Annotated in this window: 23 protein-coding genes; 6 read left to right on the forward strand and 17 right to left on the reverse strand. The window is 43.2% G+C overall.

The features are described from left to right. Positions 1-7: 7 nt before the first annotated feature. The 7 genes from alsE to cotG all read right to left on the reverse strand — a co-directional run bounded on the left by alsE (position 8) and on the right by cotG (position 6,024). The gene (gene alsE / locus M1D69_RS03010) at positions 8-706 is read right to left on the reverse strand and encodes a D-allulose 6-phosphate 3-epimerase (protein ID WP_458104628.1); all 699 of its coding nucleotides are present in this window, start codon (positions 704-706) and stop codon (positions 8-10) included. A gap of 15 nt (positions 707-721) precedes the next feature. Then, positions 722-1,984: a PTS ascorbate transporter subunit IIC gene (locus tag M1D69_RS03015; RefSeq protein WP_458104627.1), complete on the reverse strand. Its 1,263-nt coding sequence runs from the start codon at positions 1,982-1,984 to the stop codon at positions 722-724. A 33-nt stretch (positions 1,985-2,017) separates the two neighbouring features. Beyond that, positions 2,018-2,284 carry a PTS sugar transporter subunit IIB gene (locus tag M1D69_RS03020; protein WP_024123087.1) on the reverse strand — a complete coding sequence of 89 codons (267 nt, stop codon included), beginning with the start codon at positions 2,282-2,284 and terminating at the stop codon, positions 2,018-2,020. Between the two features lie 11 nt (positions 2,285-2,295). Continuing rightward, positions 2,296-2,670, reverse strand: coding sequence for a PTS sugar transporter subunit IIA (locus tag M1D69_RS03025; protein ID WP_458104626.1), 375 nt, complete (start codon positions 2,668-2,670; stop codon positions 2,296-2,298). 63 nt (positions 2,671-2,733) lie between these two features. Then, entirely contained in the window at positions 2,734-4,386 is a 1,653-nt protein-coding gene (locus M1D69_RS03030) for a BglG family transcription antiterminator (RefSeq protein WP_458104625.1), read from the reverse strand. 224 nt (positions 4,387-4,610) lie between these two features. Next, positions 4,611-5,231 (reverse strand): flavin reductase family protein, encoded by a 621-nt coding sequence (locus M1D69_RS03035; protein WP_458104624.1) that lies wholly within the window; start codon positions 5,229-5,231, stop codon positions 4,611-4,613. 163 nt (positions 5,232-5,394) lie between these two features. After that, positions 5,395-6,024 carry a spore coat protein CotG gene (gene cotG, locus M1D69_RS03040; protein ID WP_458104623.1) on the reverse strand — a complete coding sequence of 210 codons (630 nt, stop codon included), beginning with the start codon at positions 6,022-6,024 and terminating at the stop codon, positions 5,395-5,397. A 139-nt stretch (positions 6,025-6,163) separates the two neighbouring features. Between cotG and cotH the strand changes: the two genes are divergently transcribed. From cotH to M1D69_RS03055, 3 genes are all read left to right on the forward strand, one after another. Then, the gene (gene cotH, locus M1D69_RS03045) at positions 6,164-7,252 is read left to right on the forward strand and encodes a spore coat protein CotH (RefSeq protein ID WP_458104622.1); all 1,089 of its coding nucleotides are present in this window, start codon (positions 6,164-6,166) and stop codon (positions 7,250-7,252) included. Between the two features lie 127 nt (positions 7,253-7,379). Then, positions 7,380-8,702 (forward strand): spore coat protein CotH, encoded by a 1,323-nt coding sequence (locus tag M1D69_RS03050; protein ID WP_458104621.1) that lies wholly within the window; start codon positions 7,380-7,382, stop codon positions 8,700-8,702. 62 nt (positions 8,703-8,764) lie between these two features. Further along, complete coding sequence (locus M1D69_RS03055) at positions 8,765-9,442, forward strand: DUF2642 domain-containing protein (protein ID WP_458104620.1); 678 nt, start codon at positions 8,765-8,767, stop codon at positions 9,440-9,442. A gap of 63 nt (positions 9,443-9,505) precedes the next feature. On the opposite strand, the gene M1D69_RS03060 is transcribed toward M1D69_RS03055, so the two are convergent. Both M1D69_RS03060 and alsR read right to left on the reverse strand, forming a co-directional pair. Continuing rightward, positions 9,506-10,834 (reverse strand): arsenic transporter, encoded by a 1,329-nt coding sequence (locus M1D69_RS03060; RefSeq protein WP_458106215.1) that lies wholly within the window; start codon positions 10,832-10,834, stop codon positions 9,506-9,508. Positions 10,835-11,044: 210 nt separating this feature from the next. Further along, a complete protein-coding gene (gene alsR / locus M1D69_RS03065) occupies positions 11,045-11,953 on the reverse strand; it encodes an acetoin biosynthesis transcriptional regulator AlsR (RefSeq protein WP_264798207.1) in 909 nt (302 codons plus the stop codon). Between the two features lie 157 nt (positions 11,954-12,110). On the opposite strand from alsR, the gene alsS reads away from it, so the two are divergent. The 3 genes from alsS (at position 12,111) to M1D69_RS03080 (ending at position 15,278) form a co-directional block, all read left to right on the forward strand. Continuing rightward, positions 12,111-13,823, forward strand: coding sequence for an acetolactate synthase AlsS (alsS, locus tag M1D69_RS03070; protein WP_458104619.1), 1,713 nt, complete (start codon positions 12,111-12,113; stop codon positions 13,821-13,823). A 62-nt stretch (positions 13,824-13,885) separates the two neighbouring features. Beyond that, positions 13,886-14,653 carry an acetolactate decarboxylase gene (gene budA, locus M1D69_RS03075; RefSeq protein ID WP_227598616.1) on the forward strand — a complete coding sequence of 256 codons (768 nt, stop codon included), beginning with the start codon at positions 13,886-13,888 and terminating at the stop codon, positions 14,651-14,653. Positions 14,654-14,750: 97 nt separating this feature from the next. Next, positions 14,751-15,278, forward strand: coding sequence for an NAD(P)H-dependent oxidoreductase (locus tag M1D69_RS03080; RefSeq protein ID WP_044159591.1), 528 nt, complete (start codon positions 14,751-14,753; stop codon positions 15,276-15,278). A 40-nt stretch (positions 15,279-15,318) separates the two neighbouring features. Here M1D69_RS03080 and M1D69_RS03085 read toward each other — a convergent pair whose 3' ends face one another. The 8 genes from M1D69_RS03085 to M1D69_RS03120 form a co-directional block, all read right to left on the reverse strand. Continuing rightward, on the reverse strand, positions 15,319-15,615 hold the full coding sequence (locus tag M1D69_RS03085) for a DUF3892 domain-containing protein (protein ID WP_458104618.1): 297 nt from the start codon (positions 15,613-15,615) through the stop codon (positions 15,319-15,321). A gap of 164 nt (positions 15,616-15,779) precedes the next feature. Then, a complete protein-coding gene (locus M1D69_RS03090) occupies positions 15,780-16,316 on the reverse strand; it encodes an SH3 domain-containing protein (RefSeq protein WP_458104617.1) in 537 nt (178 codons plus the stop codon). Positions 16,317-16,424: 108 nt separating this feature from the next. After that, complete coding sequence (rbsB, locus tag M1D69_RS03095) at positions 16,425-17,342, reverse strand: ribose ABC transporter substrate-binding protein RbsB (RefSeq protein ID WP_458104616.1); 918 nt, start codon at positions 17,340-17,342, stop codon at positions 16,425-16,427. 11 nt (positions 17,343-17,353) lie between these two features. Beyond that, on the reverse strand, positions 17,354-18,325 hold the full coding sequence (gene rbsC / locus M1D69_RS03100) for a ribose ABC transporter permease RbsC (RefSeq protein WP_099043470.1): 972 nt from the start codon (positions 18,323-18,325) through the stop codon (positions 17,354-17,356). A gap of 1 nt (position 18,326) precedes the next feature. Then, a complete protein-coding gene (locus M1D69_RS03105; protein ID WP_458104615.1) occupies positions 18,327-19,808 on the reverse strand; it encodes a sugar ABC transporter ATP-binding protein in 1,482 nt (493 codons plus the stop codon). Positions 19,809-19,822: 14 nt separating this feature from the next. Beyond that, positions 19,823-20,218 (reverse strand): D-ribose pyranase, encoded by a 396-nt coding sequence (rbsD, locus tag M1D69_RS03110; RefSeq protein ID WP_458104614.1) that lies wholly within the window; start codon positions 20,216-20,218, stop codon positions 19,823-19,825. Beyond that, complete coding sequence (gene rbsK / locus M1D69_RS03115) at positions 20,215-21,096, reverse strand: ribokinase (protein ID WP_458104613.1); 882 nt, start codon at positions 21,094-21,096, stop codon at positions 20,215-20,217. The genes rbsD and rbsK overlap by 4 nt, the downstream gene beginning before the upstream one ends. Next, entirely contained in the window at positions 21,089-22,078 is a 990-nt protein-coding gene (locus tag M1D69_RS03120; RefSeq protein WP_458104612.1) for a LacI family DNA-binding transcriptional regulator, read from the reverse strand. Before M1D69_RS03120 ends, rbsK begins: the two co-directional genes overlap by 8 nt. Positions 22,079-22,423 lie beyond the last annotated feature (345 nt).

Genomic DNA, 22,423 nt, shown 5'->3' on the forward strand with positions numbered 1-22,423 from the left:
CCGGGGATTACTCCGGGTGTTGCATTTTTATAGGATGTGTCTGCTGTTGAAAAATGTTTTTCATTTTATCCCATGCGATTTCTGTGTTTTCATCGAGATCAAAGAGGCCTGAATTGCCGATGATAAAAATGTCATTCCCAGCTTCCGCGAGCATGCGGAAGGTTTTTTCATTACAGGAGCCGTCAACTTCAATGGCATACGTATAATGATTTGTTTCTCTCCACTCTTTAGCCGCACGGATTTTTCCAGTCATTTCTGCGATAAACGGCTGCCCGGCAAAACCCGGATCAACGGTCATAATCGTCAGTTTATCAATCAAATGCACATAAGGGCTGATCCACTCTAGCGGAGTGGCCGGGTTCAATACAATCCCGACCTTTGAACCATGATCTTTGATGTTGTGTATTAGCCGAAATGCCGAACGGTTAATGGTTTCGGCATGCACGCTAATGTAATCAGCACCGGCCTCTGCTGTCATATCGATAAAATCCTCCGGCCTTTCAACCATCAGGTGGGCATCAATCGGGAGAGCTGTCATCGTTCTGAGCTGGCTGATGAAAAATGGAGACAGCGTAATGTTTTTGACAAAATGGCCGTCCATGATGTCAACATGATACATATCGGCACGGCTGTTTAGAATGGTGATCTGCTCGTTGAATTTTGTTAAATCCATACACATCAGAGAAGGTGAAAATAAATGGTTCATGACGCATACCTCACTTTAATTGAAGAATTGTATGATCCAGCCAAGAAGAATCCCGATAATGCCAAAGTCTGAATCGCCGTAAGTCGTGCCTTCAAATCCGAGCGAGCCAAGAACCGGCAGCAGAAGCGCAGGCAGAAAAGAAATGAGAATGCCATTGGCAAACGCACCGAGTACAGCCCCCCGCACTCCGCCGGTTGCATTTCCGTAAACTCCCGCCGCCGCTCCTGTAAAGAAATGCGGTACAAGTCCCGGAACAATAACACTGAGACTGAAGACTGGAAGAAGAAAAATGGACACAATACCCGCCAGGAAGCTGGATAAAAATCCGATAATCACAGCGTTGGGCGCAAAAGGAAAAACCGTCGGACAGTCAAGGGCGGGTTTGGCGCCTTTCGCTAGCTTCTCAGCGATGCCTTTAAAAGCAGGGACAATTTCCGCGATTACCATCCGAACCCCCGCCAAGATGACATATACCCCAGCAGCGAACGTAATGGCCTGCATAAAGGAATAAACGAGAAAATGGCTTCCGCCGCTCAACGATGATTCAATATACTCCTTTCCGGCGAAAGGAGCGACAATAAAGAAAAGGAGTGCCATCGTTAAAGAAATGGAGACTGACGTATCCCGCAGAAATCCTAATGATTTCGGAACTTTGATATCCTCAGTCGAATGAGATGGATTGCCCGCATGTTTACCGATGAATCCAGCAATAAAATAGCCGGCAGAACCGAAATGGCCGAGTGCGAGATCATCGCTTCCTGTAATTTTTTTTGTATACGGCTGAAGGATGGCGGGTGACAGCACCATCAGCCCCCCAAGAATAATGGCGCCCGCAGCAATGAGAGGAACACCGCTGATGCCGCCGGTAATCAGCACGGCGGAGATCAATGAAGCCATGTAGAGAATATGATGGCCGGTTAAGAAAATATATTTAAATGGCGTAAGACGCGCCAGCAATATGTTAACAATCATTCCGAAAATCATAATGAGTGCTGTTTCCGTACCAAACGTTTTTTGAGCAATGGCTGATATTGCATCTGTATTTGGTACGACGCCTTTAATGTGGAATGCTTTTTCGAACATGCTGCCGAACACGGCTAGTGAATCTGAGACAATCGCCGCCCCGGCGCTGAGAATGACGAATCCCATTGCCGTTTTCAGTGTGCCCGATACGGTATCCGCAGCGTTTTTCTTTTGCAGAAGCAGACCGGCTAAGGCAAAAAGTCCAATTAAAATAGCAGGAGTTCCCAGGAAATCGTTAATCAAAAAATCAAGCATCAGATGCACCCCCGTCGTCTATGTTTTTGTGTGTTACAAGTTGGTAAGGATGGCTTCTTTGATTTCTTTCTGGTCCAGCAGGTTTTTGAGTCCGACAACGTTACGAGTCCCATCGTCAAGACCTGACACAATATCGGCTGATCCTAGATACAGATCCGCTTGCTCCGTTTTGCTTGAAGTGAGGTCTGTATGTGTAACATCAGCGCTGATGTTCAGTTCATCAATGATTTTTTTCACATTCATTTCAACAATAAAGCTTGATCCGAGTCCGTTTCCGCAAACAATTAAGATTTTTTTCATTCGAATCACTCCTAGTTTGAGTATTTTTGAATCATTGGCAGCACATCTTCTGCCGATTGAGCGTTAATCAGCAATTGAATGTTTTCCGGTTCACCCAGCATATTCGTGAGCTGGGAGAGGGCTTTCAAATGGGTGTCATTGTCGATTGCCGCGAGCACGATAATCAGCTGGACTGAATGCTCGGGCCGGTCTGAAAAGGAAACGGCTTGGTTCAGTCTCAGAAAGCTCATGCCGATTTGATTCACGCCGTCTTCAGGCCTTGCGTGCGGGATGGCTACATTCGGCGTAATGACGATATATGGGCCCAGTGTCTGAATCGTGGCAATCATGGCATCGACGTATGGCGGGGTAACAGACCCGTCATCCAAAAGCGGCTTTGCCGCCATGCGGACGGCATCCTCCCAACAGGGGGCAGAGTCGGCCAGCGTTATATGGTTAGGTGTCATTAATTAAGCAAGCATTGGTTTGCGGTTCGCCTCCTTTTCATGTTTGTGCGGCTGTCCTAAATACTCGGTCAGTTCTTGCATCAGCGCTGTTTTATGAATGTTGCCTTCTGCATGCTTTTCGATGATGCTCATGATGTCATGAACACTTGGATGGAAATGGGGAGCGCTGTTTGAGAGCGCATCTACTTTTTTCAGCAGGCTGATCTTTTCCTTGCTGTTCAGTATGGGATTAACGATGAGCACAGGCACCCCTCTGTCTGGGAGCGGAACAGTTGAGATCAGGACATCCGTTTCAAGCGTCATTGTTTCGTAGACACGGCTTGACACGGTCTTCAGAATATCGACATTCGGGAGAAGATCTTCAATTTGGCTCTGCAAAATTTTTGAAGTACCGATGCCGCCCGGACAGACAATAACCGCTGTTTTTCTATGTGAGGGCGCGACCCCTTCACGTTTCATCCAGCCTCCGAAATGCATGGCGATAAAAGCTGTTTCTTCACTGCTGACAGGTTTTCTTAATTCTTTTTGAAGGTGATGAACGACTTTTTTCGTTAAGCAGAAAATATCACTGTATTTCGTTTTGATGGAGGCAGCTACATCACTCTCATGAGGAGTGATATCATATTTAATCCTGTAATAAGCTGATTTCAAATGAAGCACCAGATGTTTTTTTAGATGTTCCGGGTCCTGAAAAAGCACGCAGGCGTAACGCTGGAAATCGACAATCATTTGGTCCGTGATATCATGTATTGCATCCAGCCCACCTGCAATGAGACTTGAAGCGGGGAACTGACTGATTTTAGCCCCTAACAGATGGATCGTGAAGTAGCACATCTCTTGATCAGAAATAAAGGCATTTTCCGGCAGTTCTGCAGCCGCCGCCCGAACGGCCGCTTCATATTCCTTCGTTTGCCTGATGGCGGATTGCTCTTCTTGTTCTAGAGTGATTTCTTTTCCCGCCTTTAATCTGATTAGAAATAACGTAAAGTGCACACTTAAGCCCGCGAGAACATGATCAGCAAATTTCATGTGAAGAAGCTTTTCGAAAGTCAGCAGCATAGACCGCATGGTTTGGATCTGCTGTTCACAAGCAGCCGGATCGGGACAAAGATCGGTAACGGCCGCAGTGCTGCTGCTTTTTTGCATGAGCTGATTTGCGTATTCTGCCAGCAGTTTTCGCTTTTGCTGCTCTATTCCTGAGAAGAAATACCCTTTTTCTTTGGTAAAGGAAAGAACGATGCCGAATGTCTTCAGCTTATCGCGAATATGCTTCATATCCTGAATGGCGGTGTTGCGGCTGACATGATTTTCGTCAATGAAGTTCTGCAAGAGTAACCGTCTGTTTCTCGTTAAAATGCGCAGGATCACTCTTGCCTGCCTTTCTGAGGGAGAAAATTCATAGCTAGAATTTGTCAGCGTTTTCATTTCTGATGTCAGCATTTTTTTCGTTTGGTCTTCTAAATAAAATCCTGCTGAACGTCTTCTTTTGATCGGTGTCAGTCCGGTCTCTTTCAGCCAGCCGTTAATTTTTTCAATGTCATAATACAGTGTTCTCCTTGAAATTTTTAATTGCTCTGTTAATTCGCCGCAAGTAACATAGCTGGTTGTGTTGAGAACCTGATGAAGAATGGCTGATCTTCTTTGGTCTAAAGGCATGCCCATCAGCTCCTTATGTGCAGGTGATATCAGTCTGCCGTCCTTCTCTTCGTGCGGGCCTATATCAATTGTAATGGGGAGTATCTGAATTGATAAGACCAAATCAGTGCAAACGGTTTGTGCAAATATGATTCTTACAAACAAAAAAAGCCAAGCACATGCTGTGCCGGCTTTTTTAAATAACGGTGTCTTTTTGACTAGTTTCTTCTATATAAATAGTCCTTTTATGAACTCGGACGAATCAATGTAAATTCTTCACCGAGTTTTGCATAATGGTTTCCGGCTAATCTGGAAGCCGGCTTTAATTCGTCCGTCAAGATATACCCTTTTTCTGCGTCATACACCTTCTCATCGAGGTGAAAACAGACAACTCTGCCAATAAGCAGATCAGCAGCGGTCACACCATGATCATTGTCGAAGGTGATATGCCGTTCGAGCTTGCATTCAAAACGAATGCGGGCTTCTTGAATGCCGGGCACCGAAACAGTCGTGCTCTCTACAGAATGGAGAGAGGTGCGTGTCATTTCACTTTCGTCCGGCCCTAAACTTGCCGCCGTTTCATTGATGTCTTCAATGATGGCTTCATCACTGACATGGACGACAAATTCACCGTTTTCTATCGCGTTTCTGGCTGTGTCTTTTTGCCGGCCTTCTGATCGGTTAACAGAAATACTGAGTAGCGGAGGATCTGAGCTGACCACGTTATAGAAACTGAAAGGTGCCGCATTGATTGCCCCTCCTGAAGAAAGTGTTGTGACAAATGCGATCGGGCGCGGAATGACGGCTCCTGACAGCAGCTTATACGTCTCTTTGGCACTAAGCTCTTCTGCTTGAAATATGTACACAACAACACCGCCTTTATTGTAAGAGTACCATGATTATAACGAAATCCATTCAAGGAAACCAAATGATGCGGGTTGCATATGCTATGTCATGACATATAACTGATATTGGGGAATTAGAAAATAGGCTTCCGTACGTATGCCGGAGCCTATGATGACAGTTTCATTATCTATATTTCTTTTTGACTACCCAGCAATTGCCGTCTTTCCAGAACTCTTTTTTGCTGTCGTAATCATCTTTTTTGCGGTGATGGTCATTTTTGCAGTGTTTTTTGTAAGGCTTTTTCTTAAAAGAACAATAAGATTTTTTGTGAGAACGGTACGACTTTTTGTAGCTGCGTGATCTTTTCTTGTGAGAACAGAATGATTTTTTGTAGCTGCGTGATCTTTTCTTGTGAGAACAGAATGATTTTTTGTAGCTGCGAGATTTCTTGTGTGAGCAGTATGATTTTTTGTAGCTGCGAGATTTCTTGTGAGAACAGTAAGATTTTTTGTAGCTGCGAGATTTCTTGTGAGAACAGTAAGATTTTTTGTAGCTGCGAGATTTCTTGTGAGAACAGTAAGATTTTTTATGGCTGCGAGATTTCTTGTGAGAGCAGTAAGATTTTTTATGGCTGCGAGATTTTTTGTGAGAGCGGTACGACTTTTTATGGCTGCGAGATTTCTTGTGAGAGCGGTGCGACTTTTTATGACTGCGTTTTTTTCCACGAGGCTCTTGGTATAAATAAGTTTTTAAACCTTCTTTTTTTGCGGATTTCACCGCTTCTTTGATATCAGAATGGGAATAGTGGCCCAATTGAAATCCTCCTTTTTTTAATTGTTTTTAAGGATGAAGATCCTTACTACACACATAGTACGCAGGATTGTAAAAAGTGTATAAGTGTTCCGCTGAGATCTCACAAAAATAAAAGCCTAATTTTGAAGGGGGACTACGGATGAAGAATCAATCAAATTTGCCTCTGTATCAGCTGTTTATTCATCCAAAAGACTTACGGGAATTAAAAAAGGATATATGGGACGATGAACCGGTTCCGGCTGTGCTGAAAGTGAATCAGAAAAGGTTTGATATCGACATCGCTTATCGCGGATCTCATATTAGAGATTTCAAAAAGAAGTCGTACCATATTTCCTATTATCAGCCGAAAACATTTCGCGGCGCCCGTGAGGTTCATTTGAATGCGGAATATAAAGATCCTTCCATGATAAGAAACAAATTGTCTCTCGATTTTTTCGCAGAGCTGGGGACGCTGTCTCCAAGGGCAGAATTTGTGTTTTTAAAGATAAATGGGAAGAATGAAGGAGTGTATCTAGAGCTTGAATCCGTCGATGAATATTATTTAGCGAAAAGGAAGCTGGCGGACGGAGCGATTTTTTACGCGGTTGACGATGATGCTAATTTTTCTCTCGTGAGTGATTTGGAGAGGGAAACGAAGAAGTCGCTTGAGCATGGGTATGAAAAGAAGACAGGGACTGAGGAAGATGATTTTTATTTACAGGATATGATCTTTAAAATTAATACTGTCCCTAAAGCTCAATTTAAATCAGAAGTGACAAAGCATGTGAATATCGATAAGTATTTGCGCTGGCTGGCCGGCATTGTGTTCACCTCAAACTATGACGGGTTTGTCCATAATTACGCTTTGTACAGAAGCGGGGAAACCGGATTATTTGAAGTGATTCCTTGGGACTATGATGCCACCTGGGGCAGGGATATCCATGGAGAGCGGATGGTTGCAGATTACGTAAGAATTCAAGGATTTAATACATTGACCGCCCGCATTTTGGATGAACCCGAATTTCGCAAATCCTATAAGCATCTCCTAGAAAAAACACTCCAATCTCTCTTTACAATTGAATATATGAAACCAAAAATATTGGCGCTTTATGATCAAATCAGGCCGTTTGTCCTGATGGACCCATATAAAAAGAGTGATATTGAACGTTTTGACCGTGAGCCGGAAGTAATTTTTGAGTATATTAAAAACCGTTCACAATACATCAAAAGCAATTTAAGTATTTTGTGAATCCATGATTATAGGTATTCGCTGAAAATCAGACAATTAGGCTATTCAATTAGTTCAAGAAATAACTGTGACACGTATATATGCAATATATTTATCATCTATGTATAAATGACTAGGAGGGTAATGAATGAGCAAGAGGAGAATGAAAAATCATTCAAATCATGATATATCTTATTATCATTTTTTGCATTCAATGCAAGATAAAATTGTTACTGTATATCGAGGAGGTCCCGAATCTAAAAAAGGAAAATTGGTAGCTATAAAATCAGATTATATCGCTTTGCAAACTGAAAAAAAAACCATTTATTATCAATTGGATCATGTAAAAAGTATTACAGAGGATACCAATAATAGCACAACAACAATTGAGACGGCAGAAATGGCTGATGCTGATGATTTTCACAGCTTAATCGGACAGTTAATGAACCAATCCGTTCAATTAAATCAAGGCGGTCCGGAATCTAAAAAAGGAAATTTGGTATGGCTAGGTGATGATTACGCTGCGTTAGACACAAATGAGGATGGAGTAGTTTATTTTAATATTCATCACATCAAAAGCATAAGTAAACATGAGTCCGCTTTAGATAAAGAAGGGCATAGGCCAGGTGTCTTGGAAGCTGATAACCTAAACGAAGTTTTTAAGAGTTTAACTCATAAATGGGTTTCGATTAATCGAGGAGGACCAGAAGCAATTGAAGGTATCCTCGTAGATAATGCGGATGGTCATTATACTTTAGTGAAAAATCAAGAAGTGCTTCGCATATATCCTTTTCATATTAAGAGCATAAGCTTAGGTCCAAAAGGCTCTTACAAAAAAGGTGATCAAAAGAAAGAACATGATGATAAAGAAGAAAGCAAAAATGATATAGACCAAAAACAAGCAGAAGAGGGGGACAGTAGTTCGTTAACCTCTTCAAAATCATATAGCTCATCAAGTTCGTCCAAATCATATCGGTCACCAAGATCTTCAGGTTATCAATCATCAACATATGATCGTTCATCAGACACCAAAAGTTCGTCCAAATCATATTGGTCACCAAGATCTTCAGATTATCAATCATCAACATATGATCGTTCATCAGGCACCAAAAGTTCGTCCAAATCATATTGGTCACCAAGATCTTCAGATTATCAATCGTCAACATATGATCGTTCATCAGACACCAGCAGTTCGTCCAAATCATACCGGTCATCAAGATCTTCAGATTATCAATCGTCAACATATGATCGTTCATCAGACACCAGCAGTTCATCCAAATCATATCGGTCATCAAGATCTTCAGATTATCAATCGTCAACATATGATCGTTCATCAGATTCCGGCAGTTCATCCAAATCATATCGGTCACCAAGAACTTCAGATTATCATAGCACCGGAAGCCAAAAGGAAGATTATAGCTATGAAACGATTGTCAAAACGATAGACTATCATTGGAAGCGCAAATTTTAATAGATAATGAAGGTGCATCAATAAAGTGATGCCCTTTTTCATTCAATTAAAGGGGGAGAATGGTGAAAGGTTTGAATCAATTTCTTGGCGCAGATGTTGATGTTGTCATTTCAGGAGATACAAGATTTGTCGGCACACTTATAGATATTGGACAGGATATTTTTGTTATATTTAATGGCTGCAATTATCTTTATATTCCCTTGCTGCATCTCCATCAAATGAACAAAGCAATAATAAATACTAATACTGGGGAACCAATTTTAAGAGACCCGGAAGATACCATAATGCAGGCGGATAATAATAGTTTTTCTTACAGAAACACATTAAACAATGTGAAAGGCAAATTTATTGAAGTTTATGTAACTGGGGATCGGTCGATACATGGATATGTTACCAGTGTTTTAAATGATTATATTGTATTTTTTTCACCTGTATTTAAAACACTTTTCATATCTATGCATCACTTAAAATGGTTTACCCCTTATTCAACAGAGCAAACGCCGTACACTCTCGACAACTCTCAATTGCCTGTCGTACCTTCCAGTGTTTCACTTGTTCGTAATTTTGAGGAGCAGATCAAAAAATATGTTGGCCAATTGGTTATATTTGATATGGGGGAAGTGCCAGAAAAAGTCGGTCTGTTAAAAGATGTATCTAATAATATCATTGAGCTGATTAACGCAAGTGGAAAGTCAATCATTTGGAAGTTAAATCATCTAAAGACAATGCATCTCCCCTAGTAGCCTCTACTGAAAATAAACTGCCCTCGAATAGCAGAAGGCAGTTTTTTATTTCATACACTGCTAAAGAAATAACCAACTGATCCAAAAATATAAACATGTTAACGTAAAAAGAACAGTCAGCGGAATGATTAAAATGGTTGTTTTTAAATATTCGCCCCAAGAAATACTTTCATCATGCTGTTTTAAAATATGCATCCAAATAAGCGTTGCTAATGTTCCTATAGGTAATAATAAGGAACCAATATCACTGCCAATAATATTTGCCAAGTAGATGATTTTTGCTGTAGAAGGATTCAGGCTCATTTCTGTTAAAGTAAAAGTACTGATCATTAAAGCCGGATGGTTGTTGAATAGATTCGAAAAAACAGAGGTAGAGATACCAGACGCGAAAGTAGCATGGGCGAGGCTTCCAGAAACCACAGGTTCGAAATGATTCACAAGTAAATCAGTGAATCCTATATTATGCAGCCCATAAATGAGGACATACATAGTAAAAGCGAAAATAAAAATGTGCCAAGGTGATTTGTATAACAAGTCTCTGGGAGAGGTTTTGAAATAAATCCATCTCCAGGCCAAAAGGATAATTGATCCGATGACAGCGACAAGAGGAACGGAGATACCGGTATATGACGCGGCAAATAAGCTGATTCTGACGAGAAAAACAAATGCGAGTACAAATAACATTATCTTTGTTTGATTTCGTTCCGGTATCGGAGCTGATGGCGAATGAAGGGGATGATACCTTCTGTGTCGCAGAGACTGAAAATGGTTCGGTATATCCGGCAGGCTTTTAGGAAGACGTTTATAAAAGAAAATAAACAGTAGAAAAGCCATAAAAACGAGCCCCATCATACTAGGGACAAACATCATGGCAGTGTGCAGGTATAAATCCATTCCAACCATTTTGAGAGAAATTAAATTTACAATATTACTTACGCCGATTGGTGCGCTGGAGGCTGTAGCTATTAAAACGCCGCTTATTAAATAAGGGGTTTTTTGATGTTTTTTCAAACCTAAATATTTTAAAACCAGCAAAAGGATGGGGGTTGTGATCAAAACGCTCCCATCATTATTTAGGAAAATGGTCATTAAAAAGCAAAGTGAATTGGTTAACCAAAAAAGCTTGATGCCTGATCCCCTGGATTGTTGGAGCAGCTTTGCAGCCACCCAATAAAAGAACCCAAAGCTTTCCAATGCAATGGCCATGATCATAGTGGCAAGAATTGTGACCGATGCACCCGTGACTTTTGATCCTATTTCTCCTAAGTCGGTCAATGACACACTTCCGCATAATAACACCAGTAAAGCGCCTATTGTCGCGGGGATAGCTTCATTTAATCCTTTCGGCCTCCAGAAAATAAAAATCATTGTTATGAAAAAAGCGAGCAATGTTAATATACTCGTGAACTGTGTAATATATTTCACCTCTCTATCTATCATTCTAAAATCAAACGATTGTCATGCGCTTACTAGTATCCTTGCCAACTATTTGTACTGTATGTATACGTATACTGATATGAAGTTGTACTAAGCGATTATATTATATTAATTAAAATTCCATGAGAATCCCAAAAGAAAAAAGAGTTCGCAAGTATCATTTCAGGTACTTGCATCACTCTCTTTAGTTCTTAACTGCTGACAATTTGAAATATTAATAAATTGCTTCAAAAGCGGATTTTGATTGTCTTTGCGATAGGCGATAACCCATTCGGCATTCAGCTGTATTTTATCTATTGTTCGATAAGTCACATCCAAGTTAAATAATTTTTTAGCTGAGGAAGGTACAAATGTAATCCCGATGCCGGCGCTGACTAATCCAATTACCATTTGATATTCAGTCGCTTCTTGTACAATGTTTGGCTTAAAGCCAGCCTGCTCACAAAATTGGATGAAATCAATGTATAAAGTAGGCCATGCTTCCTTGGCTACAGTAATAATCGGTTCATCTCTCAAATCTTCAATTGTAATGGCTTCCTTAGATGTTAACGGGTGTTGTTTAGGCAAAGCTAGAACACAAGGGCTGCTTTGGGCGATTTCAGTATGCAATGCTGTGTGCTGTAAAGGAGGATGAAGTATACCAATATCAATGTTGCCCTTTAGCAGCTCCTCCTGCTGCCTAAACGAGGATATTTCACGTAATTCTATTTTTACTGATGGGAATTTTTTACGATATTCCCGGACAATCGGTGGCAGAAATTCATATGTAGCTGATCCGACAAAACCGATAACGAGATGGCCGTGCTCGCCGCGAGCCGTCCGCTGTGCCAATTCAATCGCTTGATCAATTTGCATCAAAGCCGTGCGGCAGTGATTTAAAAATATTTCTCCGGCTGCGGTTAGCTCCACAAATCGTTTTGTCCTCTTCAGAAGCATCACCCCGACTTCTTTTTCCAGCTGTTTGATCTGCTGGCTGAGAGGAGGCTGTGTCATGTTCAGCCGAAGCGCAGCTTTCCCGAAATGAAGCTCTTCGGCAACTGCGATAAAGTATTGAAGGTGGCGAAGCTCCATCAATATGCATTCCTTTCTTAGGTTAATAATTCGTAATACATATTAATCATAAGTCGAATTGATATTGGAGGTCAATTTCCAAAGAGTGTATAGTGAAACGTATCACAAGATTTATTTAAATTTTTATGTTTAAAATGCATAATAAGGAGTGAGGGTGTTGACAAAAGCAACAAAAGAACAAAAATCCCTTGTGAAAAACAGAGGGGCGGAGCTTGTTGTTGATTGCTTAGTGGAGCAAGGTGTCACACATGTATTTGGCATTCCAGGTGCAAAAATTGATGCGGTATTTGACGCTTTACAAGATAAAGGGCCTGAGATCATTGTTGCACGGCATGAACAAAATGCGGCATTTATGGCGCAGGCTGTAGGCCGTTTAACTGGAAAACCGGGAGTCGTTTTAGTCACATCAGGACCGGGTGCTTCTAACCTGGCAACGGGACTGCTGACTGCAAACACTGAAGGTGACCCTGTCGTTGCGCTTGCTGGGAACGTTATCCGTGCCGATCGTTTAAAACGGACTCATCAATCATTGGATAATGCGGCGTTATTTCAGTCGATTACAAAATACAGTGTAGAGGTTCAAGACGTAAAAAACATACCGGAAGCTGTTACAAATGCATTTAGAGCAGCGTCAGCAGGTCAGGCTGGGGCCGCTTTTGTGAGCTTTCCGCAAGATGTTGTGAATGAAGTCACAAACACCAAAAACGTGCGTGCAGTGGCAGCGCCAAAACTTGGCCCTGCACCTGATGATGCAATCAGTGCGGCTATCGCAAAAATCCAAACAGCAAAACTTCCTGTTGTTTTAGTCGGAATGAAAGGCGGAAGACCTGAAGCGATTAAAGCGGTTCGCAAGCTTTTGAAAAAGGTTCAGCTTCCATTCGTAGAAACATATCAGGCTGCCGGGACTCTTACAAGAGAGTTAGAGGATCAATATTTCGGCCGTATCGGTTTATTCCGCAACCAGCCGGGCGATCTGCTGCTTGAACAGGCTGATGTTGTTCTGACAATCGGCTATGACCCAATTGAATACGATCCGAAATTCTGGAATGTCAATGGAGACCGGACGATTATCCATCTGGATGAGATTCTGGCTGATATTGATCATGCTTACCAGCCTGAGCTTGAATTGATCGGGGATATCCCATCTACTTTGGATCATATCGAACATGATGCTGTAAAAGTGGATTTTGCGGAACGTGAGCAAAAAATCCTTTCTGATCTAAAAGAATATATGCATGAGGGAGAGCAGGTGCCTGCAGATTGGAAATCAGACAGACTGCATCCTCTTGAAATCGTTAAAGCATTACGAAATGCAGTCGATGATAACGTCACAGTGACATGCGATATCGGTTCCCACGCGATTTGGATGTCCCGTTACTTCCGCAGCTACGAGCCGTTAACATTAATGATCAGTAACGGTATGCAAACACTTGGTGTTGCGCTTCCGTGGGCAATAGGTGCTTCATTGGTGAAACCGGGAGAAAAAGTCGTTTCTGTCTCTGGTGACGGCGGTTTCTTATTCTCGGCAATGGAGTTAGAGACAGCGGTGCGCTTAAAAGCTCCAATTGTACACATTGTATGGAACGACAGCACATATGACATGGTTGCATTCCAGCAGTTGAAAAAATACAATCGTACATCTGCAGTCGAGTTCGGAAACATCGATATCGTGAAATATGCGGAAAGCTTCGGGGCAACCGGTTTGCGTGTCGAATCACCAGACCAGCTGGAAGAAGTTCTGCGTCAAGCCATGAATGCTGAAGGCCCTGTTATCATTGATGTCCCAGTTGACTACAGTGATAACGTTAATTTAGCGAGTGACAAGCTCCCAAAAGAATTTGGAGAACTGATGAAAACAAAAGCCCTCTAGCACTCTGCGCACCAAGACACTGTTTTCGAAGAACAGCACATTACTAAAGGAGTGAAGGGAATATGAAACAAGAAAGCAACATTCAAATGCTGAGCCGCGGCAAAAAAGAACAGCCCGTTAGCCAAGTTTATCAAGTATCAACAATGACTTCTCTTTTAGACGGAGTATATGACGGCGATTTTGAACTGTCAGATATTCCGAAATACGGAGACTTCGGTATCGGGACTTTTAACAAGCTTGATGGAGAGCTGATTGGATTTGACGGCGAATTTTACCGTCTTCGTTCCGACGGCACTGCGACACCTGTGCAAAGCGGAGACCGCTCTCCGTTTTGCTCATTTACGTTCTTTACACCGGATATGACGCACAAAATTGATGCGAAAATGACACGTGAAGAATTTGAAAAAGAAATCAACAGCATTCTGCCAAGTAAAAACCTATTTTATGCCATCCGTATTGACGGATTGTTTAAAAAAGTGCAGACAAGAACGGTGGAACTGCAAGAAAAACCATATGTGCCAATGATTGAAGCGGTCAAAACACAGCCGATTTTCAACTTCGACAACATCAGAGGCACAATCGTTGGTTTCTTGACTCCTGCTTATGCGAACGGAATCGCCGTTTCAGGCTATCACCTGCACTTCATTGACGAAGGACGGAATTCAGGCGGACACGTCTTTGATTATGTGCTTGAGGATTGCACGGTTACGATTTCTCAAAAAATGAACATGAATCTCAGACTTCCAAATACAGCAGATTTCTTTAATGCCAATCTGGATAACCCGGATTTCGCCAAAGATATCGAAACGACTGAAGGAAGCCCAGAATAAAAAAGCAAGCCCGCACATGTGCAGGGCTTGCTTTTTATTTGGCACTTTACCTGATTTTAGTTAAAATAACATTAAAATGATAAAGGTGTGGGTCTCATTGAAAATACTGGTTTTGGCTGTTCATCCTCAAATGGAAACCTCAGTCGTCAATAAGGCGTGGGCAGAGGAATTAAGTAAACATGACAATATCACTGTACGGGAGCTTTATAAGGAATATCCGGATGAAGCCATTGATGTTGCCAAAGAGCAGCAGCTGTGCGAGCAATACGATCGCATTGTTTTTCAATTCCCGCTTTATTGGTACAGCTCTCCGCCGCTTCTTAAAAAATGGCAGGATCTTGTGCTGACATACGGCTGGGCCTTCGGGTCAGAAGGGAAAGCTCTGCATGGCAAAGAGCTGATGCTGGCTGTTTCCACAGGAAGCGAAGCGGAAAAGTATCAGGCGGGCGGAGGGAATCATTATTCAATCAGTGAGCTCCTGAAGCCGTTTCAGGCGACAAGCAATCTGATTGGCATGACATATCTCCCGCCATATGTGTTTTATGGCGTGAAATACGCAAATGCTGAGGATATTGCGATCAGTGCAAAACGGTTAGCTGATTATATCCAGCAGCCTTTTTCTTAAAAAGAAACGCCCTGTCCGGAATGAGACAGGGCTTTCTCTATTAAAAATCGGGTAATTCAGATAGGTTATTATCCTTTATGCCGTCTGGTTCACTTCGTAAAATGTCACGTCCGTATTTATGAAATACATCAACGTGAGCGATCTTTCCCGCTTTTGCTTCTGATAGCGCAGTGGGGTAGTCTAGTTCTCTTCCTGTGTTCGTTTTCACCGCGATAATATTGTCTTCCTCATTTCTTCTTACTGCGATAATATCTTCTTTTCCGGACGTATCAACTGGCTGATCGATATTTGTTTGTTTGGATTTATACGATTCATATGCAGCTTCAAATTGATCCATTTTTCCACCTCCATCCTTTAACGTAAACAAAAATGCTGTTGATCATGTATAGGTTTCGACATGGCATACGACAATATTTCCTGAGAAATATTTTGAAGCGACAATTCAATCCATCATTAGCGAAGAAAAAAGGGATTCCGTTCTGTAAACGGAATCCCTTTCGGTTATTTTGTCATCTGCAGGTCCTTTGTTTTGATATAACCTGTCTTACCGCCGTAATCTGCATAGACCCAATTAAAGTCAAAGCCGCCTTTTTTTGTTTTACTCCAGCCTAAAAAAGATACGCTTGTGTTAGCCGGGAGTGTCTTGACGCTTTTTCCTTCAGCGGATGTATATGCTTTCGTCTTTGTTTTGGTTTTTACCGTTGTTGCTGCCTTTACAATGTAATGAGTGGAGACAAAGCCTGTCTTTCCGTTTTTGTAATGAACCTTTGCCCAATCAGCGTTTGAAAACGAAATGAGCTTTAAGCTGTCGCCCAGATGAAGTGTGTCGGCTTTAGAGCTTGTAGCGGAGGCCTTTGTTCTGACATTCAGAGCCTCTGCTGAAACCAAGTAGGAATCAATCGGATAGCTGTATAAATCATCAATGCTTACGTTTGTTTCTGGCTGTTGTGCATGAATTGTGTTTGCGCCGCCGGCAGAAGCCGCAGTTATTCCGGCTGCAAGTGCAAGTGTAGACAGTATTTTCGAGGGTTTGTTCATTGCGTTCCTCTCCTCACATAAGAGAAATAATCATTTCTATTATTCTTTTCACGTTTTGGCCGGTTGCTAAACATAAAAAAGGATCAGATAAAGATCTGATCCTTTGCATTATGTTTTCGTTTCCAGTTTCAGAGGTGCTGATATTGTTTTCTTAACTTTCTTTCCATGTAAAATCTGATCCGCTGCTTCCGTTGCCAGTTTACCGATCAATTCAGGCTGCTGAGCGACAGTGGCTGAGAGCTTACCGTCTTTAATCGAAGAAATCGCATCCTTATTTCCGTCAAAACCGACGACTAAAATATCTTTGCCGGAGCTGTTAATTGCTTCGAGAGCTCCAAGCGCCATTTCATCATTATGAGCGAAAACCGCTTGGATATCCGGGTGTCCTTGGAGCAGATTTTCCATCACAGTCAGGCCTTTAGTGCGGTCAAAGTCAGCTGATTGTTTTGTGACAACGTCCAGCTTTTGATCTGCGATTTTGTGAAAGCCTGAACCGCGTTCTCGTGTAGCTGAGGCACCCGGAACGCCTTCAAGCTCCGCCACCTTAGCATCTTTTCCAAGCTTGTCTGCGATGAACTCTGCGGCCATTTCTCCGCCTTTTACATTGTCTGAAGCCACGAGGGTTTCTACTTTGCCTTGTTCAGCGGACCGGTCGATTGAGACGACAGGCACACCAATCGAATTTGCAGACTCTACTGCCATTGAAATAGCCGAAGAATCAGTTGGATTGATTAACAGGGCATCAACGCCTTGCTGAATTAAGTCCTCCACATCACTTGTCTGCTTGGAGGAATCATTTTGTGCATCGACGATGATGACCTTCATTCCGCGCTTTTCCGCTTCTTTTTCAATTCCCTTTTTTAAAGAAACAAAAAAGGGATTGTTAAGCGTTGAGATCGACAAGCCGATGGTAAATTCCTTTTTCTTATCTGAGTTTGACGGCTTCGCCCATTGGGGAGGCTCAAGCGAACAGGCGCTCAATATAAACAGTGACAGCGCCAAAATGACGGATACAGCCTTTTTCATGTAAAACCCTCCTATGCTGACTTTTTGCGGTCTAATAATACCGCGATTAAAATGACAATCCCTTTAACAACCAGCTGATAAAATGATGAGACGCCAAGCAGGTTGAGTCCGTTATTGAGTGTGCCGATAATCAGCACCCCGATTAACGTTCCGACAATGCGCCCGCGGCCACCGGAAAGACTCGTTCCGCCTAAGACAACCGCCGCGATGGCATCCAGTTCATATGATTCTCCAGCTGTCGGCTGTGCTGAGTGGAGACGGGAAGTCAAAATCGCGCCGGCAAGGGCGGATAATAGACCGGCTAAAGCATAAATCATGACTTTTACACGTGTGACTTTTATGCCTGAGATGAGTGCCGCTTTTTCATTGCCGCCAATTGCGTATGTACGGCGCCCGAACGGCGTTTTGTGTAGCAGCACCCAAAGGATAACAAAGGCGAGAACCATTGTAATCGCAGGTACTGGAATCCCTAAGAAATAACCGCGGCCGAACAGCTGAAAGGCATAGTTAGTGCCAAGCCCTGTGATCGGGTTTCCATCTGTATACACAAGAGTAAGTCCGCGGAAGACAGTCATGGTCGCAAGCGTCGCGATAAAAGGGGCCATTTTCCCTTTCGTGATTAACAGTCCGTTGATCATCCCGAGAAGAGCGCCAATCAGACAGCCTATGATGACGGCGAGAATCGGGTCGGCACCAGATACAATCATACCCGCGACTAAGGCGCTGGACAGGGCGAGAATAGCCCCGACAGAAAGATCAATGCCGCCAGTTAAAATAACGAAGGTCATGCCGAATGCGATCAATCCGTTAATCGCCACCTGCCGAAGCAGGTTTAAAATATTCAAAGGCTCAAGAAAGCTCGGGTTTAAAATCGATACGATCATAACGAGAATAAATAAACCGAGAAACGGGCCGAGCTTCTGCATGACGCCATCGAAGTGAATCTGTTTTTTTTCTGATTGCTTCAGTTGTTCCGTTTTCATGTTACCGCCCTCCCGTGGCAAGTGTCATAATTCGTTCTTGTGTCGCTGCACGCGCTTCGATGTCTCCGCTGATTCTGCCTTCATGGACGACGATGATTCTGTCACTCATCCCGAGTATTTCCGGCAGCTCTGATGACACCATAATGATGCCGACACCGCGTTCAGTGAGCTCATTCATCAGCGTATAGATTTCCCGTTTCGCGCCCACATCCACGCCTCTTGTCGGCTCATCCAATATGAGCACTTTTGGGCCGATACCGATCCATTTGGCAATCACGACCTTTTGCTGGTTGCCGCCGGACAAATGGCGCGCGTGCGTTTCTGGTGAAGCCGTTTTGATGGTCAGGCGTTTTATGAGAAGGTCTACAAACGCTGCTTCCCGCTTGTGATCAATGATGCCCTTTGGAGAAAAACTGGCCAAATTGGGCAGCGCAATATTTTCCCGAATCGATGTGTCGAGCAGCAGTCCTTCATCCTTGCGGTTTTCCGTAATAAAACCGAGCCCTTTTTTCACAGCATCATACGGATTTTTAATCGCAGTCTTTTTTCCTGCAATCCAAATCTCACCCGAATCGAGCCGGTCAATGCCGAACAGTCCTCTCATTATTTCTGTTCGTCCGGCTCCCATTAAACCGGAAACGCCGACAATTTCACCGGAACGGACATAAAAGCTGATATCTTCAAAGCTTCCTTTTGAGGAGGCGTTTTTCACCTCAAATATTTTGTCTCCGAGTGAAGGGACGCGTTTAGGATACCGTTCCGTCAGCTCACGTCCGACCATTTTTTTCACGACCTCGTCAAAATTGGTTTCTGAAATGTTTGTTGTATCAACGGTTTTTCCGTCACGCATAATGGTGATTCTGTCGCAAATCGTAAAAATTTCTTCCATTCGATGTGAGATGTATACAATGGATACACCGTTCTTTTTTAAAGCCGTAATGACGTCAAACAGCTTGCTGATTTCCCGTTCAGTCAAAGCCGCGGTAGGTTCATCCATAATGATCACCTCGGCATTTGTCATGAGCGCTTTTGCGATTTCAATCATCTGCTGCTGTCCGACGGAACATTCACCCGCCTCTTGATCAAGTGAAAGTGAGACGGATAGTTTATCAAATTGTTCTTTTGCTAGCGCTTTCATTTTTCTGGTTTGTAAAATACCAAATTTCGTTGACATTTCTTTTCCGATAAATAGATTCTCAAGTACGGACATGTCCGGCCAGATATTCAGTTCCTGATGGATGAAGGCGATTCCGTGCTGCTCAGCTTCTTTCGGATTGGAGAAATACGTCTCGTTACCGTTTATGGTGATCCGTCCTTTCTCCAGTTTGTGCAGACCAGTCAGGATGTTCATCAGGGTGGACTTGCCGGCGCCGTTTTCTCCCATCAGTGCGTGAACTTCGCCAGGCTTGAGCTGAAAAGACACACCTGAAAGCACCTGGTTTTTTCCGAATGCTTTATGAATGTCATTCATTTCGATTTGCATATCGGTCCTCCTTTCTAGAAAAGCACACCCGCCTGCAGGATGCAGTTGGCGTATGGTGTGAATTCTCCTGTTCGTATGACAGCTTTAGCTTCTTTGGTCAGCTCCTTAAATTCCTCGTGGGGAAGGCAGTCAACTGCCTCTTTAGAAAAAAGGGTTTCTATAAAACTCGCATTCTCTGGATTGGATACCTTTATTTCGGATGCGACAATTACTTTTTCAACCGCCATTTCATCTGCCAGCATTGCGGCTACATCCCGGAAAGCCGGGAAACCCGGCTTCAGTGAGAGATCAATTTTCAGGACGCCGTCAGGAACGGGAAGCCCTGCATCAGCGATGACAATTTTGTCAGTATGGCCAAGGTCAGCCAATAGCTTGGCAAGATGACTGTTCAGTATACCGTGTTTTTTCATGACAGCAGCTCCTCTACTTCTTTTCTGGACGGCATCCCGCCTTGAGCGCCGAAAGAACATACAGATAGGGAGGCGGCGCGGTTTGCAAACCGTAATGCAGCTTCAATATCTTTTCCCTCCGCCAGGGCCACTGCAAGAGCCGCGTTAAACGTATCACCCGCCCCGGTTGTATCGACAGGCTCAACAGGGAAGGAAGGGATGATCCGCTCTTTGCTGCCGGATGAATAGCGGACGCCTTGTTTGCCTTCAGTGATAAAGAGCTTCGCTGGATAAAGCGCCAATGCTTCAGAAACCGTCAGCTCCGGAAATAAGATCGCTGCCTCATGTTCATTCGGCGTAAGATAGGTGGCATGGTCAATGGTTTCCTGCTTCAGCGGGCGGGCCGGTGCTGGGTTAAGCATGATCGGGATGTCGTGAGAATGGCAGTATCTGCACACTTCATCAACCGTTTCTTCCGGGATTTCCTGCTGAATCAGAACCATATCGATATTTTCAAGCTTTTCAAGAGCGTCTATCGCATAAGATGGGGTGATCTCATCATTCGCGCCTTTAACGACGACAATACTGTTATCACCTTCGGCAAGCACAATGTGGGCGGTGCCGCTTTCTTTATGTGTAACCGGTTCCATATAGTCGGTGCGAACACCATTTGTTTTTAAATTATCCATGATGGCTGTTCCATAATGATCGTCACCAACCTTGCCAATCATAAAAACATTGGCGCCGAGCCTGGCGGCGGCAACAGCCTGATTCGCGCCTTTACCGCCCGGCACAGTTTGAAATGAAGTACCCAGTACGGTTTCGCCCGCGTTTGGGCGTTTATCTGAGGTGACCACCAAATCCATAGAACAGCTTCCAATCACACAAATATTACGCATCGTTTTCTTCCTTTCTTGTCGTGTTTCTTCTTATATACATGACGGGCATTTGAATCGCCGTTTCTGCGAGAGGCTGTTTTTTTATGATGCTCAAAAGAAGTTTAGCCGCTTCTTTACCCATGTCATATGCCGGCTGTTTAATCGTTGACAGCGGCGGAAACAGCAGCTCGCTTTGGGGAATATCATCGTAGCCGATAATTTGAATATCCTCGGGCACTTTTTTCCCGCGCCGCAAAGCTTCATGCAAAACAGCCGCTGCTTGAATGTCATTACTGGCAATTACCCCGTCTGTCTCAGGATATAAGACAAACAGCTCCTTTGCCAGTGCCTGTGCATCCTTAAAAGAAAAGGACGCCGTCTCAATGATCTGAAAATCAACACCCGCCTGTTGTAATACCTCTAAAGCGCCGTGAAAGCGGTCTTGGGCAGTCGGCAGGTGAGCAGGGCCCTTTAGGAGCGTAATGTGTTTGCTTTTTCCATGAACAATGGCTTCCGCTGCTAATGTTCCTCCGGTATGTCCGTCACTAGATACAGAAGGAGCGCCTTCAGGTGTTCTGTCCAGGAAAACGACTGGCTGGCCAATGCCGCTGTATTCCTCAAGATGCGGATAATTTGTTGCAGCAATAATACCTGCGACATGATTTTGTTTAAAGGTTTGAAGGTATTCAAGTTCTTTATTTAATTCCTCGTCACTGTTGCCGAAAATAAGCCGATAGCCTTCCCGGTTCAATTCATCCTCCACGCCGCGGGCAAGCTGGGGGAAGAAAGGGTTTGTAATGTCCGGAAGCAAAAGCCCGATCAGCCGGGATTCTCTTTTATATAGAGACCTGGCGACTTCATTCGGATAATAGTTCAGCTTCTCCATGGCGGCCATCACACGTGTTCTTGTTCTTTCATGCACATAGCCGTTGTCATTCAGAACGCGGGAGACCGTTGCAACTGAGACACCCGCGGCTCCCGCGACATCTTTAATTGTAGCCAACACAGCTCCTCCTCATTTATGTAACCGTTTACATAGATAGATTATCATGAACATTCCGTTATTGGCAATAAGAAAAAAATAAAACATGGCGATAGAGCAAACCGAACTGTAAATGGTGTATAAATATGAGAATTTAAAGATCATCACGCTTTTTTTGACAAAGTCTTCACAAATCTGGATGAACATTTCATGAACGAATATTAAGTTTTATTAAAATTGTTTCAAAGTCATGCGTTTAGACCTGTAAATAGGATGAAACAGATTAGACTATCCGCCCAGGAAATGTTTAATTATGTTAGAGAACCTGGACCTGTTTGTTTGCCGTTTTTATTGCAGGGGCCATTA

Source organism: Bacillus sp. PK3-037 (assembly GCF_054161355.1).